The sequence below is a fragment of the Streptomyces sp. NBC_00154 genome (assembly GCF_026342835.1).
Classification (GTDB): domain Bacteria; phylum Actinomycetota; class Actinomycetes; order Streptomycetales; family Streptomycetaceae; genus Streptomyces.
The window spans coordinates 1,225,369-1,239,921 of sequence record NZ_JAPEMI010000001.1 but is presented as its reverse complement, the minus strand read 5'-3'; the positions used below and the strand labels follow the sequence as shown (position 1 = coordinate 1,239,921).

Below are 14,553 nucleotides of genomic sequence, written 5' to 3'. Positions count from 1 at the left end.
AGACTACGGCCGGCCGGTGGAAGCCGGGAAGGCACGCACCGTACGCCCCCTGCCGTGAACCGTGAGGAGCAACCCCGTCCCCTCCATCTGAGCCAAGCCGCGGCGCACAGCGGTGCGGGAGACGCCGAACCGCTCACAGAGCCTCGCCTCCGACGGGTAGGCGTCCCCCACTCCGAGTGAGTCGTCTTCGATCACGGCGATCATTCGTTCCACGAGTGGCCGCCGATCGCCGCCACGCGGGACACGCCAGCCGACCCCGGGCAGAGACTCAAGTGCACCTTCGGCTTCGAGGGCCTTGAGCGCACGACGAATCGTGTTCCGCGAGACGCCATGGGCGTCCGCAAGTTCTGCTTCGGAGGGCAGGCCATCGACGAACTCGCCCTCTTCGATTCCCTTCCGCAGTGCCTCCGAGATGACCAGGTAGGTTCCGCGCGGACTCGCCTCCGACACGTGGGCTCCTCTCACGTCTCCAGCCCTAATGATGCCAAGCGTCCCATGGCGTCCGTCCCCACATCAGTGGTGCTTCCGAGCTGCCGGCTCTCAGGGTGGCTCGCTCAACGGCCGACTACCGCGCTTAGCCTCCCCGACTTCCCGCTGATAGTGGGCCCGCCTCACGAGGGCAGGACGGCGCCGATCCCGTCTCAGCACACCCCGGCGGATTGACCTGAGGCGGAGCTCCCCAGGTCATACGCGAGCTGCGCGGCTCCGGCCGGTTGTCGGTGGCCCCGTTTACGATCCGGCCGTGGCAATCGACATCCCTGAAGATCTGATCGTGCTGGAGCGTTCCGCCCTTGAGGAGCAGCGCAAGGCCCTCCCCGAGCCGTACACCGAGGAGGCGTGGGAGCCCTGGCGCGAGGGTGCTGCAGCGTTCCAGGCCGCGGTGACCGCGCATGCCGAGGCGGCCGGGGTGTCCCGGTACGAGCTGGAGATGGCCGTGAAGCGGGCCGTCCTGCATCCGGAGCCGGAAGACGACTAGCGCGGCCAGTGCGAAGCCTCGCTAGCGCTGAACGGGCGGGGCAGGTCCGAGTCGCAACAAGCAGCCAGCAAGCGGGATAGGGACGGTTCAATGGTAGCGGGACGGCAGGACGACCGGGCCGGGCAGCATCAGGGGTTCTCGGGTGGCCAGGACTGCATCACGCGCCCGCCGCCCTGCTCGTCGGTGAGCGTGATCCGGGCGCCGTCGACGCCGCCACGTTCGCCTATCCAGCGCGTGTATTTTCGCTCGGCCACCGCCTCGTCGGACCACCAGCCGCGCATGATGATGCGGGCTTCGATCGACAGGGTCACGCGATAGCGGTCCACGGCGGCAGATTACGACGTCCTCCATTCGGCCCGCAGTGGTTGCTGTGGTGTGGAGGCGGGGGTGAGCTGTCAGTGCGCCCAGCGATGGTCACGGGCGCAAGGAGAGGCGTCCCCCGCCGAACGAGCGGGGCCAGCCTCCCACCGACGAGACTTGGAGAGTCCATGCCGCAGTTCAAGCAGGGTGATCGTGTGGAGTACCGGAACCAGCAAGACCAGCAGTCGCAGGGCAAGATCGAGCGTGCCGAAGCCAGCGGACAGCAGGCTAGCTACACCATCAAGAACGAGCAGAACAAGATGACAGAGCAGGTACCCGAGAACCGGATCGAGCGGAAGCTGCAGTAACGGCCCTGCCGACGCGGCCGCCGTTGCACCGAACGAAGGTGCAACGGCGGCCACTCGTTTTTCACGCAGCTGGATCAGGGCCGCCACGACTCGTCGGTCCTGATGGTCACGGTGGCGCCCACCTCTCGGGCTGCCTCCCGCAGAACGGCCAGCGTGTCCGCGAGCGGCGCGCGGGGACCACCGCGTGGGGCGGTGGCGATGAGGCAGGGCATGCACCGGTCCAACCAGCGTCGACCATGCCCGGGCGTGTCGACGCCCACGGTCGCTCCGGCGGGCTTGCCGCAGAGCGCGCACGGATGGCTGCCGTCGAGCCGCTCGGCGCCGGCCCTGGGTGCCCATGGTGGGGCGGGGTCCAGCTGCGACGGGTCGACTCCGAGGGATCGCAGCAGGTCAGCGTCGGTCATGCGTGCGGCTCCTCTCGTCGGCTTCCGAACGATACGCCCGCTTATGACGCTCAAGCGCCCGACGTAGACTCGAACACGTGTCCGATCTCCTCTCGAGCGACCTGCCGCGGCTCCGCACGTTGCGGACCTGGCATGCCATGTGGATGGAGCGCATCGACGAGGCGATCGCGGCGGCGGAGCAGCGGGAGAGAGCGGCAGCAGGGCGAGGAGCGGCGACCGCCCACCCCGGACTGGATCATTGAGCTCAGCATCGGGGTCGGAGCCCGTCCCATCGAGGTTCACGTCGGCGGGTGCTGCGCCGCCGGGAAGCGCCACCGCACCATCACTCGCGAACAGGCCCTCGCCGCCCTCGCCGACGGGATCCGGGCATGCATCCACTGCCGGCCTGACACCGAGCTGGGGGTGCTGTGAACAACTCACCCACAGCGGCTCACCATCGGCGTCAGCGAGCGCGGTAGAACTTTCTCTACTTCATCAAGCGCTTCGCGGCCAAACTGGGAGAACTCGCCTCAGCCCTTGGCTTTTATTCCTCGTCGTCCCATTGAACACATAGCTCCTCTATGTGTTCCAGGGTGTGTACCGCGTCCGGATGGTCTTCACCCAATAGGCGGACCTGATCTGCGTGGAGTTGGCGGAAGGATTCTAGGGCGTCCTCGGACTCTCCCATGACGAGCATGTGGTATGCCAGGGAGTCACGAGCTTGCAGAACGCGACTGTCGTTCTCACCATGGATCCTAATCCGATCCGAGACAAGCCGCCTATAAGCAAGTAGAGCATTGTCCCAATCGCCAAGATTCTGAGTCCATTTGGCCACTCGCGATACGGTAGCGACGGTCATTGGATGGTCCAAACCCAGAATATTTTCGCAATCAGCTAGGAGTGCAGAGAAGCCTCGCACTGCCGCTGCGGCATCACCTGAACGCCCTTTCCAGTGCGCAACCAATCCTCGGGAGTCTAGGGTTTCTGGGTGGAAAGGTCCACGTTCGGACAAATTGCTCGCCAAAATCTCTTCGCTGAGTTGTATGGCGGTCGCTGTGTCGTCGGATGACCCGAAAGCGTCAGCCAGGTGGGTTCGTATTTCTATTACGTTCAGACTCGCTTCGCCGAAAGTATTGATTTGATCTTTGAGGAGTGATTGAAAAGTGTCAATGGATTTAGAGAATCGCCCGTCTTCGAGGTACCAGACGCCTAGGTTGTGGCGAGCTGAAAATGTTGCCTGGTGATTTTGTCCGTGAGTCCTTATTTCGTCGTGTGTGAGTTCCTCTAGTATCCTTATGGCGGTGGCAATGTCGCCAGAACGTCCTATCTCTTCGGCCAAGTGTAGGCGTGTGTGACGAGTGCTTGGATGATCCCGACCGAAGAGCCGAATCTCGTCTGCGAGTAGCTCCTCGCACGTCGCGATGGCGCCTGCCAAGTCATCGGCATGACTTCGTGCTGCTACTAGCCGACGCCGCGTATCCCGTGTCAACTCGTGGTTAGGTCCTTGGATTCGAACCCTGTCACGCCATAGTTCTTCAAAAGCCTGAACAGAGGCCTGAGAGTCTCCGGTATACCCGATCGCTTCGGCTAGTACGCTACGCACATGCAGCACATCTTCCGCATCTTCGCCCTGGCGCTGGGTTTCATCCAGGATGAGCGATCTATACTCCCGCAAGGTGCCCATTAGGTCCCCAGCTTGTTCCCGGGCGCCACCTAGGGAAAGCCGTATAGACCAAAGGTCCGGACGGTTTGGGTTGATTCCCTCTGCGGCTGCTCGCATGCCGGTGAAATGCTCGATAGCCGCTGATGCCAATCCCGCTTCGAGGAGGCTTTCGCCATGGCGGAAAAGGAGTTCGTGACAGAAGTTGCCGATCAGCATGGCACCTGAGTGTTGCCGCAAGGTCTCCGCGCTTGAGCGGAGTTTTTGGACTAGAGGTGATTGAACTGGCCCCTCGGGCCAAACCTCGAGCAGGGTGGTGGCGGCTGCGGAAACCGTGTTCTGGTATGCGTCGAGGGGGAGATGCTCGATCACCACTCGTTGCACCAAGGAATGCATGCTGACTGAGAAATTATTGGCGGAGGAGTTGATATCTACCAGATTCAAGCGATGCAGGATGCGCAAAGCGGCGACGGCATCGGACGGGTCGATAGCGTCGCGCTCCAGAGTGGCATCGCCTTCTTCAGTTAGCTCTCTGTAGTCCTGTAGATATTTTAGTGTCGGCTGGCTCGTGAAGACACTCTCAGGGATCCCGTAGGGGTCCAACATGGCAGCGAGTTGAAGTGTAGGGGCAGCCAATCCAATTGGCTGAAGCAAATTGGCTTGCTCTATAGAAAGTGACCACGCAGCCATAACGGTGGCCCGGTGATCGTCTGGCAAGCTTGCAACGTCGGGAAGTAACTGACCGAGTGTGCGTAGACGGTCGGCAAGAAGAGAGCGATACCGGGCGCAGCTTATTCCTGAATCAATCAAGTATGCAGAAGACTGCGCCAAGGCCAGCGGAAGATAGTCTAGATCCTTGGCCAGGGCGGCCATTTCTTTGGGTTCTTCGACCCGACCAAATGAGGTAAATTTTTTCGTGAAGTAGTTTATTGCTTCGGATGCCGTGAAGAGCCCGACGGATATCTGCTGTCGACCAGCGCTAGAAAGTGCCGAATCTCGTCGGCGGGTTGTCACCAAAACCCGTCCGTTTGGATTCTTGGGAGGCCACAGGTCATTCAATACGGAAGGTGCTGTCAGATCATCCAGGATGATGAGCCACCTACGCGTTGTGGTTTGAGCCCAGGCTAAGAATCTCGTGGCTGCAGCCTCGGGGTCGCTAGTCTCCGCACCAGTAATTGCACCGATGGCTTGTGCGTACGTCGACTGTATTGCCTCGCGGCTTATGGCAGGTACCCAGACGACGACATCGACGGCCTTGGTCGCCAGAATCCGCCGGGTGAAGTGAGAGGCAAGTTGTGATTTACCCACACCCCCTGCGCCTACGAGTACCTGTATGCCGTCGGCGCCTTCTAGTTGCTCGACTTGTTCACGATGTTGAAAAAAGTCCGCCTCTCGTGGGAGATTGCCGACCAGAATAGGGCCGTCGGCAAGTGGGTCGTGCGGGGTGCCCATTACGAGTTGGTGGACGTACCCAGCAGCTAGTCCCCCTGTCGCTGCATAAGCGGATGTACCTGCGGAGATATGGAGGCCTGGGGTGTCGCCGGGAGCAGTTAGCCCTATTCCGCTGCCGGCCGCTGAGGGTTTCCCAGATGGACGCCCCCGTCAATGTTGAGAACGCCACCTGCCAACGACCCTCGTTCTGCCTGTACGTGCAGATCTCCAGCCACCGCCAAGCCTTGGTCGCCAGCCCTTGAGCTACCCCGGCCCAGGGTTCCGAGAGTGGCGATCTCCTGGAGGCGTGCCGCCGCCTCACCCTGTGCGTCTACAGGCAGGTCATCGAGGAAGTCCTCAAATCGCGTACGCCAGGATTCTTCGAGACGGGTGGTGGGTTCTCTGTCACCTTCGGAGGCCGGTTCAAGCTCGGCGACGGTGCGGTCCAGTCGCATCAGTACTGCTTGCTGCCGGGTCTCATCGTCTCGCCCTAGCAGCGAGGCGACCCTGCTCCGCACAGCCACCCACACATCTGTTCCGACTGCCTGCACTACGGCAGTCCCACCTGCCGCAGCCGCGGCTGTCAAGGCCTCAGTCAGCATCCCAGTCCCCTTCGTGGCGCTGCCAGTTGGCCCACCATAGAGCAGTGTGATGCGCAGTACTCGATGTCTTAACCAAGCGGCGGGCTGTACTGGTCACACTGCCCGATCGACTCGGTGACGCCCGCGCGCCGGTCTCATTTGCGGTCTCGATGGTCGACCGATCCGGTTCTGGGTGCGTGAGGGTTCAGTCGGCCAATGCCTCGATCGTTGTAGCGACCGATCGGCGTTGCAGCGCGTCGGCAATGAGCTCCATCTCAACCAGCGTGCCAACCAGGCCAATCTCTTGGAGCACTCTGGCCATCACACGGGCCTGGCCCAGGGGCAGACGGAGTATCTCGCGCAGGACTCGCAAGACGGGGACGAGGCTCGACGTGCCGTCCGCAAGGCGAAGCTGGGCGGGCCCATGCTCTACCAGCACGGCATTCCTGATCTCTTCAGGAGTCGCTCCGCCCGTGTCTTGCTCGCACCACCTATTGGGACAGGCGGTGCATGCGCCTTCGGTGCCCCACCACAACTGCCCATGGTCGATGTACTGGCCAGCGTCGACTATCAGCACGCCACCGCAGTCGTCGCATCGCGCGGTGACCTTTACTCCTTGAGTGATCACCGTGCTCCTCGCCGCCGGGTACCAACAAGCGGATACTCCTGCCAGCCTGCCAGCCTGCCAGCCTGCCAGCCTGCCAGCCTGCCAGCCTGCCAGCCTGCCAGCCTGCCAGCCTGCCAGCCTGTCGACCTTGTTACCGCTGATCTGGCAGATCGGCAGCGGGGCAGAGGCGGCGTCACGCCGCAAGCGCCGACTGGCTTGCTCGGCCTTCTTCCGGGCCGTCTGTGGGCCGTCCGAGGGGGCCCGACCATGACCGACAACGACCAAGGACGCCCACAACCACGCAGCTCTCCGGCATGTTGCAGAGCGATGCCGCACCCTGCCGGAGGGGCGGTTCAATACCAGCGCTTCAGGGGGCAGCGGAACGCTGCCTTAGGGTGCGCCGTAGTCGTGTGGGCGGCCGCCCTGCCATTGCACCCATCGTGGATCGTCCAGCACGTCACCGGCGTCGGGCAGGCCGGCGCGGCGTAGGAACTCGATCACGTCGTCGTCGCTGCGGGCGAGGCCCGCGCCCTGGGCGCGGATGGTCACCCGACGGCCACCCGTTCCGGCTGGGCGGTGGATGACGATGGGTGCTCCGCTCATGTCCTCAGGCGTGTCCTCAGGTTCTGACGGTCTTCGGTTCACAGCACTCCAAGCTCTCTGTCCGGCCGGCAGTAGGGGCAGGCCGTGATGCCGTCTTCCGTGACCGCACGCAGGGCCTGCTCCCGGGTCATCGGCTTCGTTCTCTTGCCGCCCATGCCGCAGTCGCCTGTGTGGACGGCGTCGGCATGGGACGTGCCGCCGGCGCGCTGCAGGGAGAGTTTCCAGTCGGGTGCCGGCGGCGGCAGGGTGCGTGCTGCCCGGGCGGCTGCGGCCTCGCGTTCTTCCAGCTCGGCGATCGTCCGATCGGTTCGGCCGAGCTGGTACGCCTGCCACTCGCGCACGATGCGCAGGCGATCCAGACGAGAGAGGTTTTCGGACACGTATTCGATTCTAGGTCTCGGTGAGGTGCGGTGCGCACGCCCTCTTTGTAGTGCAATCGGTCACTGTCCCTTGGGGCGGCTGGGCCGTCTCTGGGCCGTCTGTGGGCCGTCAAAGGGCCGCCGACGTCGACTAATGACGACCAACGACGACCGGTCGTCTATGCACCGCACCCTTCCTGACCTGGCGAAGGCCTCTGCCACCACGGCGTGTCTGCAACACTGGAGGAACCATGCCTAAGCCCGGAGAACTCACTTTCGTCGCGCCCCGCGGAGCCAAGAAGCCGCCGCGGCACCTCGCCGACCTCACGCCCGCCGAGCGCAAGGAAGCCGTCGCCGCGATCGGCGAGAAGCCTTTCCGCGCGCAGCAGCTGTCGCAGCACTACTTCGCGCGGTACGCGCACGACCCGGCGGAGTGGACCAACATCCCGGCCGGTTCACGGGACAAGCTCGCCGAGGCGATGTTCCCCGACCTGATGTCCGTTGTCCGGCACATCAGCTGTGACGACGACACCACCCGTAAGACGCTGTGGAAGCTGCATGACGGGACGCTGGTCGAGTCCGTCCTCATGCGGTACCCGGAGCGGGTGACGATGTGCATCTCGTCGCAGGCCGGATGCGGGATGAACTGCCCGTTCTGCGCGACGGGGCAGGCCGGTCTGGACCGCAATCTGTCGACCGCCGAGATCGTCCACCAGATCGTGGACGGCATGCGGGCGCTGCGCGACGGAGAGGTGCCGGGCGGGCCCGCGCGGCTCTCCAACATCGTCTTCATGGGCATGGGCGAGCCCCTGGCCAACTACAAGCGGGTGGTCGGCGCGATCCGCCGGCTGACCGACCCCGAGCCGGACGGTCTCGGTCTGTCGCAGCGCGGGATCACCGTCTCCACCGTGGGCCTGGTGCCGGCCATGCTGCGCTTCGCCGACGAGGGCTTCAAGTGCCGGCTCGCGGTCTCGCTGCATGCGCCGGACGACGAGCTGCGGGACACGCTCGTGCCGGTGAACACGCGCTGGAAGGTGCGCGAGGTGCTCGACGCGGCCTGGGAGTACGCGGAGAAGTCCGGCCGCCGGATCTCCATCGAGTACGCGCTGATCCGCGACATCAACGACCAGGCCTGGCGTGGTGACCTGCTCGGCCGGCTCCTCAAGGGTAAGCGCGTGCATGTCAACCTGATTCCGTTGAACCCGACGCCCGGCTCGAAGTGGACGGCCTCGCGGCCCGAGGACGAGAAGGCGTTCGTCGAGGCGATCGCCGCCCACGGGGTGCCCGTGACCGTGCGGGACACCCGCGGTCAGGAGATCGACGGGGCGTGCGGACAGCTGGCGGCATCCGAGCGCTGAAAACAGCCCGTGTAATCTGGGCCGAAATTAATTTCATATTCCGACAGGGGAGCGCCACAGCGCTGAGAGTGCGGCACCGACGACAGGCTGGCCGCAGACCCTCTGAACCTCGCCCGGGTCATTCCGGGTAGGAAGTTCGGTCATCAACTCATGCTGTTGCGCCCTGCCCGCCTCCCGGCGGGCAGGGCCGCGTCTCTTCCTGGTCAAACCCAGGAGGAATCAACAATGAGCACCACCAGTACCACGCGCCGCACCAAGCAGCTTGCGGCGACGGCCGTCGCCGCCGCGCTCGGCGTCACGGCACTCGCCGGCTGCGGCAGTTCCGACGGCTCGGCCTCCGGGTCGGGCGGCACGAAGGGCTCCGGGTCCAAAACCGTGACCCTGGTCAGCCATGACTCCTTCAACGCCTCCAAGGACGTACTGAAGGCGTTCACCGAGGAGACCGGCTACACCGTCAAGGTGCTCAAGAGCGGTGACGCCGGCGCCGCACTCAATCAGGAGATCCTGACCAAGGGCTCCCCGCGCGGCGATGTGTTCTTCGGCGTCGACAACACGCTGCTCTCCCGCGCCCTCGACAACGGTCTGTTCACGCCGTACGAGGCGAAGGGCAGCGACCGGGTCGCGGCCGACACCCAGCTGGACGCGACCAAGCACCGGGTCACGCCGATCGACACCGGCGACATCTGCATCAACTACGACAAGAAGTACTTCGCCGACAGGAAGCTCGCGCCGCCGACGACCTTCGACGACCTGGTGAAGCCCGCATACAAGAACCTCCTCGTCACGGAGAACGCCGCGACCTCGTCGCCCGGGCTCGGCTTCCTGCTGGGCACCGTCGCCACCTACGGCGAGAGCGGCTACCAGGATTACTGGAAGAAGCTGAAGAGCAACGGCGTCAAGGTCGTCGACGGCTGGGAGCAGGCGTACAACGAGGAGTTCTCCGGCTCCGCGGGCGGCAAGAAGGCCAAGGCCGACCGTCCGCTCGTCGTGTCGTACGCCTCCAGCCCGCCGGCCGAGGTGCTGTACGCGAAGCCGCAGCCGACCGAGGCCCCGACGGGGGTCGCGACCGGCACCTGCTTCCGCCAGATCGAGTTCGCGGGGCTGCTGAACGGCGCGAAGAACGAGGCGGGGGGCAAGGCTCTGCTGGACTTCCTGATCAGCAAGAAGTTCCAGGAGGACATGCCGCTCAACATGTTCGTGAGCCCGGTCACCGAGGACGCGAAGCTGCCGGAGATCTTCACCGAGTTCGGCGCGACGGTCGACAAGCCGACCACCGTGGCCCCTGACACCATCGCCAAGAACCGTGAGCAGTGGGTCCAGTCGTGGTCCTCGCTCGTAGTGAAGTAGCGAAGACGCCCGCACCCGGCCCGGGCGCGCGCGAGGAGGGTGCGGGCGCCCGGCCGGGGCGCGCGAGCGCCGCGCGCCCGAGGGCGTGGCGCGGGAGCGCGGTGCGGCTCGGCCTGATGGCCGTGCCCGTCGCGTTCTTCGCGGTGTTCTTCGCCTACCCCGTCGTCGCGATAGTCGGCCGCGGGCTGAAGGCCGACGGCGTCTGGCAGTTCGGCCGGATAGGCGAGGTGCTGAGCCGGCCGGACATCCTGGACGTCCTCTGGTTCACCACCTGGCAGGCGCTCGCCTCGACCGCGCTGACCCTGCTGATCGCGCTGCCCGGCGCCTATGTCTTCGCCCGCTTCGACTTTCCCGGCAGACAACTGCTGCGGGCGGTCGTCACCGTGCCGTTCGTCCTGCCGACCGTCGTCGTCGGGACGGCCTTCCTGGCGCTGCTGGGGCGCGGCGGCTTCCTCGACGAACTGGCGGGCGTACGGCTCGACACCACCGTGTGGGCGATCCTGCTCGCCCATGTCTTCTTCAACTACGCGGTGGTCGTACGGACTGTCGGTGGGCTGTGGTCGCAGCTCGACCCACGGCAGGAGGAGGCCGCCCGGGTGCTGGGCGCCGGACGGTTCGCGGCGTGGCGGCGGGTGACGCTGCCGGCCCTCGCGCCCGCCGTGGCCGCCGCGGCGCTGATGGTCTTCCTCTTCACGTTCACCTCCTTCGGGGTCGTGCAGATCCTCGGCGGCCCGGCGTACTCCACGCTGGAGGTGGAGATCTACCGGCAGACCGCCCAGTTGCTCGACCTCCCCACGGCCGCCGTGCTGACGATGGTGCAGTTCGCCGCCGTCGGCGCGATCCTGGCCGTACACGCGTGGACCGTGCGGCGCAGGGAGACGGCGCTGAAGCTGGTCGACCCGGCGCAGACCGCCCGCAGGCCGCGCGGCGCCGGGCAGTGGGCACTGCTCAGCGGGGTCCTGCTGACCGTGCTGGTGCTGATCCTGCTGCCGCTCGGTGTGCTGGTGGAGCGCTCGCTGGACGTGCCCGGCGGACACGGCTTCGACTACTACCGCGCCCTGCGGTCCGCGGACGCGAGCGGCAGCACCTTCCTGGTCGCGCCGCTCGAGGCGGTCTGGAACTCACTGCAGTACGCCGTGGTCGCGACCGTGATCGCGCTGGTCGTCGGCGGGCTCGCGGCGGCGGCGCTGACGAGGCGGGCCGGACGGCTCGTCCGTGGCTTCGACGCACTGCTGATGCTGCCGCTCGGAGTGTCCGCGGTCACCGTCGGCTTCGGTTTCCTGATCACGCTGGACAGGCCTCCGCTGGATCTGCGGACCACCTGGATCCTGGTGCCGCTGGCTCAGGCACTCGTCGGTGTGCCGTTCGTCGTACGCACGATGCTGCCTGTCCTGCGGGCGGTGGACGGTCGGCTGCGCGAGGCGGCGACGGTGCTCGGCGCGTCACCGTTGCGGGCCTGGCGCGAGGTCGACCTGCCGCTGGTGCGGCGGGCGCTGCTGGTCGCGGCGGGCTTCGCGTTCGCCGTCTCGCTCGGCGAGTTCGGGGCGACGGTGTTCATCGCGCGGCCCGACAACCCGACGCTGCCGGTCGCCGTGGCCCGGTTGCTCGGGCGGTCCGGCGAGCTCAACTACGGCCAGGCGATGGCCCTCAGCACGATTTTGATGCTGGTGTGCGCGGTGTCGCTGCTGCTGCTCGAACGTATCCGCCCGGATCGGTCCGGGGAGTTCTGAAGATGCTCGGGGTGTTCTGGACATGCTGACACTGGAAGCCGCCACCGTCCTCTTCGGGAGGCGGGCGGCGCTCGACGCGGTGGATCTGGAGGTCGCGGACCACGAGATCGTCTGTGTGCTGGGACCGAGCGGCAGCGGCAAGTCGACACTGCTGCGGGTGGTCGCCGGACTGCACCCGCCGGACGGCGGCCGGGTGCTCCTCGACGGCGTCGACCAGACCGACGTACCGGTGCACCGGCGCGGTCTGGGGCTGATGTTCCAGGATCATCAGCTCTTCCCGCACCGGGACGTCGGCGCCAACGTCGCCTTCGGGCTGCGGATGCACGGAGTGACCAGTGGCGACCAGGACCGCAGGGTCGCCGAACTCCTCGAACTGGTGGGCCTGCCCGGCAGCGAACGTCGGGCTGTTGCCTCGCTGTCCGGCGGCGAGCAGCAGCGCGTCGCTCTCGCGCGGGCGCTCGCCCCGCGCCCGAAACTGCTGATGCTCGACGAACCGCTCGGCCAGCTCGACCGCAGCCTGCGCGAACGCCTCGTCGTCGAACTGCGCACACTGTTCGCCCGGTTGGGTACGACGGTGCTCGCCGTCACCCATGACCAGGGCGAGGCGTTCGCCCTCGCGGACCGGGTCGTCGTGATGCGCGACGGACACATCGCCCAGGTGGGCACTCCGCTGGAGGTCTGGCAACGCCCCGCCTCCGCGTTCGTCGCCCGGTTCCTGGGTTTCGACAATGTGGTGGATGCGACGGTGACCGGGGCGGCCGCGGCGACGAGGTGGGGCAGGGTGCCGGTGCCGGACGGGGCGCCACAGGGCCCGTGCGCCCTGCTGGTGCGTCCGGCGGGCGTACGGATCGGCGACCCGGCGGACGGCCTGCCGTGTACGGTCGGAGCCCGCACCTTCCGGGGCAACCATGTCGCCGTGACGCTGCACCCCGACAGCGGTCCGCTCCTGGAGGCGGAGTGCCCGCTGCGGGACACCCCCCAGGAGGGTGCGAAGGTCGGCGTGACGTTCGACGCGTCGGAGACGGTGGTGCTGCCCGCGTCGGGCTGATCGCGGGCGCCGCTCGCGAGGCCACAGGGCGGGAACCACTACCGGGTGTTCCGGAAGAGCGGTTTCGGCCGTTTCGGGGAACACCTCATGCGACCGGGGAAGATCCGGAACGACTCCGAAAGGGCAGGGACTATGACTGGAACGGCACGCGAGGGCATCGACATCACGCGCGTCTTCGACGCCCCACGGGAACAGGTCTTCGCGGCCTGGACGACCCCCGAGCACTTCGCCGCCTGGTACGGCGGCGATGCCGATGTGCCGCTCGACCGGGTGTCGATGGACGTCAGGCCGGGGGGCACGTGGAGCCTGGTCATCGTGGTGCCGGGCACCGAGATGCCGTTCCACGGGGTCTACCGCGAGGTGGTCGCGCCGGAGCGGCTGGTCTTCACGCTGAAGGACGCCGCCGCGCCTGCCGACATCGAAGGCGAGATCGTCACGGTCACCTTCGCCGAGCGCGGCCGCAGGACCACCGAGATGGTCTTTCAGCAGCGCGGCGGCAACCTCACGCCCGAGCAGTACGCGGCGGCCGAGGACGGCTGGGAGGCCTTCTTCGACGCGTTGGTCAACCGGCTCGCGGCGATCTGAACCGGACAGGCTCTCGGCCGGCCCCTCAGCCGGTCAGCCGGGCGAGTGCCTCGGGGGCCTCGTCCACCGTGTCGACCAGTGCGATACGGGACTCCATCGGCCGGCCCGCGGCGAGCGCCCGGAGCAGCGGCCAGGTGGGCAGTTCGTCCGTCCAGTGGGCGCTGCCGACCAGCACCATCGGCGTCGGTGTGCCGCGTGAGCCGTAGTAGTTCGGCGTCGTGCTGTCGAAGATCTCCTGCACGGTTCCGGCGGCACCCGGCAGGAAGATCACGCCCGCGGTGGAGCGGGCGAGCAGCCCGTCCTCGCGCAGCGCGTTGGCGAAGTACTTGGCGATGTGGTCAGCGAACGGATTCGGCGGCTCGTGACCGTAGAACCAGGTGGGGACCGAGACCGAGCCGCTGCCGTCCGGCCATCGCTGCCGTACGGTGAAGGCGGCCAGCGCCCATTCGGTGATCGACGGGGTGAACGAGGGCACGGCCGCCAGGAGTTCGCAGGCCTTGTCCAGCATCGGATCGGGGTGCGGAGCCGTGTAGGCGCCGAGGTTCGCCGCCTCCATCGCGCCGGGGCCACCGCCGGTGGCCACCATCAGTCCGCTGCGGGCCAGCGTTCTGCCCAGCCGGGCAGCGGCCGCGTACGCGGCGCTGCCGCGGGGCGTTGCGTGGCCGCCCATCACCCCGACCACCCGGGCTCCGGTGAGAAGTTCGTCCAGCGCGTCGGAGACCGCGTCGTCGTGAAGCGCACGCAGCATCGAGGCGAAGGTGTCGCCGTTCGCCCGGGTCTGCCGGAACCATCGGTACGCGCGGGCGTCGGGCGTCGCCTCGTAGCCTCCGTCCGCGAGTCCTGCGTAGAGCGCGTCGGGGGAGTAGAGCAGGCCGCGGTACGGGTCGAAGGGCAGTCCCGGCACGGGCGGGAAGACGAACGCCCCTTCGGCTCGCACCTTCGCGGCCGCTTCGGGCGTCATTCGGCAGCCGAGGAAGACGGCGCCGGACGTGTCGGCGGCGAGCAGCGCGGCGCTGCGGTCCGTCAGGTCGAGGGACTGGATGCGATGTCCGGCCAGTGTCCCTGCGGCGACCGCGGCGTCGAACTCGGCGACCGACTCGATCTCGATGCCGGGTGCAGGAATGCTGTCGTCCGGGTTGTCCACGCTGTCATGCTACGTACCGGCCGGGGGTACAGCTCCTTTCGTACGGTCATATGCCCCCGAGTCGGGAGGTGGC

At 66.7% G+C, this 14,553-nt stretch carries 17 protein-coding genes and 1 riboswitch; of the genes, 9 read left to right on the top strand and 8 right to left on the bottom strand.

All coding sequences use genetic code 11. From position 1 onward, the window contains the following. Positions 1–3: 3 nt before the first annotated feature. Positions 4–450 (bottom strand): GntR family transcriptional regulator, encoded by a 447-nt coding sequence (locus OHA03_RS05385; RefSeq protein ID WP_267001276.1) that lies wholly within the window; start codon positions 448–450, stop codon positions 4–6. 292 nt (positions 451–742) lie between these two features. On the opposite strand from OHA03_RS05385, the gene OHA03_RS05380 reads away from it, so the two are divergent. Then, entirely contained in the window at positions 743–976 is a 234-nt protein-coding gene (locus tag OHA03_RS05380; protein WP_267001274.1) for a hypothetical protein, read from the top strand. Between the two features lie 128 nt (positions 977–1,104). Here OHA03_RS05380 and OHA03_RS05375 read toward each other — a convergent pair whose 3' ends face one another. Further along, complete coding sequence (locus tag OHA03_RS05375) at positions 1,105–1,302, bottom strand: hypothetical protein (protein ID WP_267001272.1); 198 nt, start codon at positions 1,300–1,302, stop codon at positions 1,105–1,107. A gap of 162 nt (positions 1,303–1,464) precedes the next feature. Between OHA03_RS05375 and OHA03_RS05370 the strand changes: the two genes are divergently transcribed. Then, on the top strand, positions 1,465–1,644 hold the full coding sequence (locus OHA03_RS05370) for a hypothetical protein (RefSeq protein WP_267001270.1): 180 nt from the start codon (positions 1,465–1,467) through the stop codon (positions 1,642–1,644). A 74-nt stretch (positions 1,645–1,718) separates the two neighbouring features. Here the strand turns inward: OHA03_RS05370 and OHA03_RS05365 are convergent, their stop codons facing one another. Next, entirely contained in the window at positions 1,719–2,048 is a 330-nt protein-coding gene (locus OHA03_RS05365; protein WP_267001268.1) for a hypothetical protein, read from the bottom strand. A 77-nt stretch (positions 2,049–2,125) separates the two neighbouring features. On the opposite strand from OHA03_RS05365, the gene OHA03_RS47790 reads away from it, so the two are divergent. Both OHA03_RS47790 and OHA03_RS47785 read left to right on the top strand, forming a co-directional pair. Then, positions 2,126–2,290: a hypothetical protein gene (locus tag OHA03_RS47790; RefSeq protein WP_323181346.1), complete on the top strand. Its 165-nt coding sequence runs from the start codon at positions 2,126–2,128 to the stop codon at positions 2,288–2,290. After that, the gene (locus tag OHA03_RS47785; RefSeq protein WP_323181326.1) at positions 2,283–2,459 is read left to right on the top strand and encodes a DUF6233 domain-containing protein; all 177 of its coding nucleotides are present in this window, start codon (positions 2,283–2,285) and stop codon (positions 2,457–2,459) included. The genes OHA03_RS47790 and OHA03_RS47785 overlap by 8 nt, the downstream gene beginning before the upstream one ends. A 112-nt stretch (positions 2,460–2,571) precedes the next feature. Here OHA03_RS47785 and OHA03_RS05355 read toward each other — a convergent pair whose 3' ends face one another. The 4 genes from OHA03_RS05355 to OHA03_RS05340 form a co-directional block, all read right to left on the bottom strand. After that, on the bottom strand, positions 2,572–5,139 hold the full coding sequence (locus OHA03_RS05355; RefSeq protein ID WP_267001266.1) for an NB-ARC domain-containing protein: 2,568 nt from the start codon (positions 5,137–5,139) through the stop codon (positions 2,572–2,574). Positions 5,140–5,904: 765 nt separating this feature from the next. Next, on the bottom strand, positions 5,905–6,510 hold the full coding sequence (locus tag OHA03_RS05350; protein WP_267001264.1) for a hypothetical protein: 606 nt from the start codon (positions 6,508–6,510) through the stop codon (positions 5,905–5,907). A gap of 186 nt (positions 6,511–6,696) precedes the next feature. Then, positions 6,697–6,909, bottom strand: a complete 213-nt coding sequence (locus OHA03_RS05345; RefSeq protein WP_267001262.1) for a hypothetical protein — start codon at positions 6,907–6,909, stop codon at positions 6,697–6,699. A 38-nt stretch (positions 6,910–6,947) separates the two neighbouring features. After that, on the bottom strand, positions 6,948–7,289 hold the full coding sequence (locus OHA03_RS05340; protein WP_267001260.1) for a DUF6233 domain-containing protein: 342 nt from the start codon (positions 7,287–7,289) through the stop codon (positions 6,948–6,950). Positions 7,290–7,519: 230 nt separating this feature from the next. Here OHA03_RS05340 and rlmN point away from each other — a divergent pair, with 230 nt between their 5' ends. From rlmN to OHA03_RS05315, 5 genes are all read left to right on the top strand, one after another. Further along, positions 7,520–8,626: a 23S rRNA (adenine(2503)-C(2))-methyltransferase RlmN gene (rlmN, locus tag OHA03_RS05335; RefSeq protein ID WP_030928354.1), complete on the top strand. Its 1,107-nt coding sequence runs from the start codon at positions 7,520–7,522 to the stop codon at positions 8,624–8,626. A gap of 35 nt (positions 8,627–8,661) precedes the next feature. Then, a riboswitch (TPP riboswitch) is annotated at positions 8,662–8,778 on the top strand. 73 nt (positions 8,779–8,851) lie between these two features. After that, complete coding sequence (locus OHA03_RS05330) at positions 8,852–9,973, top strand: thiamine ABC transporter substrate binding subunit (protein ID WP_267001256.1); 1,122 nt, start codon at positions 8,852–8,854, stop codon at positions 9,971–9,973. Positions 9,974–10,089: 116 nt separating this feature from the next. Further along, positions 10,090–11,703 carry an iron ABC transporter permease gene (locus tag OHA03_RS05325; RefSeq protein ID WP_267007934.1) on the top strand — a complete coding sequence of 538 codons (1,614 nt, stop codon included), beginning with the start codon at positions 10,090–10,092 and terminating at the stop codon, positions 11,701–11,703. A 22-nt stretch (positions 11,704–11,725) separates the two neighbouring features. Beyond that, positions 11,726–12,751, top strand: coding sequence for an ABC transporter ATP-binding protein (locus OHA03_RS05320; RefSeq protein ID WP_267001254.1), 1,026 nt, complete (start codon positions 11,726–11,728; stop codon positions 12,749–12,751). A gap of 132 nt (positions 12,752–12,883) precedes the next feature. Beyond that, positions 12,884–13,336: an SRPBCC domain-containing protein gene (locus OHA03_RS05315; RefSeq protein WP_267001252.1), complete on the top strand. Its 453-nt coding sequence runs from the start codon at positions 12,884–12,886 to the stop codon at positions 13,334–13,336. A 25-nt stretch (positions 13,337–13,361) separates the two neighbouring features. Here OHA03_RS05315 and OHA03_RS05310 read toward each other — a convergent pair whose 3' ends face one another. Further along, on the bottom strand, positions 13,362–14,480 hold the full coding sequence (locus tag OHA03_RS05310; protein ID WP_267001250.1) for an LOG family protein: 1,119 nt from the start codon (positions 14,478–14,480) through the stop codon (positions 13,362–13,364). Between the last annotated feature and the right edge of the window lie 73 nt (positions 14,481–14,553).

Bases quoted from the DNA above. Each gene is read 5' to 3' on its own strand.
- OHA03_RS05370 (WP_267001270.1), top strand. From the start codon at position 1,465: ATGCCGCAGTTCAAGCAGGGTGATCGTGTGGAGTACCGGAACCAGCAA.
- OHA03_RS05365 (WP_267001268.1), bottom strand. From the start codon at position 2,048: ATGACCGACGCTGACCTGCTGCGATCCCTCGGAGTCGACCCGTCGCAG.
- OHA03_RS05355 (WP_267001266.1), bottom strand. From the start codon at position 5,139: ATGGGCACCCCGCACGACCCACTTGCCGACGGCCCTATTCTGGTCGGC.
- OHA03_RS05345 (WP_267001262.1), bottom strand. From the start codon at position 6,909: ATGAGCGGAGCACCCATCGTCATCCACCGCCCAGCCGGAACGGGTGGC.
- rlmN (WP_030928354.1), top strand. From the start codon at position 7,520: ATGCCTAAGCCCGGAGAACTCACTTTCGTCGCGCCCCGCGGAGCCAAG.
- OHA03_RS05330 (WP_267001256.1), top strand. From the start codon at position 8,852: ATGAGCACCACCAGTACCACGCGCCGCACCAAGCAGCTTGCGGCGACG.
- OHA03_RS05325 (WP_267007934.1), top strand. From the start codon at position 10,090: ATGGCCGTGCCCGTCGCGTTCTTCGCGGTGTTCTTCGCCTACCCCGTC.
- OHA03_RS05320 (WP_267001254.1), top strand. From the start codon at position 11,726: ATGCTGACACTGGAAGCCGCCACCGTCCTCTTCGGGAGGCGGGCGGCG.
- OHA03_RS05315 (WP_267001252.1), top strand. From the start codon at position 12,884: ATGACTGGAACGGCACGCGAGGGCATCGACATCACGCGCGTCTTCGAC.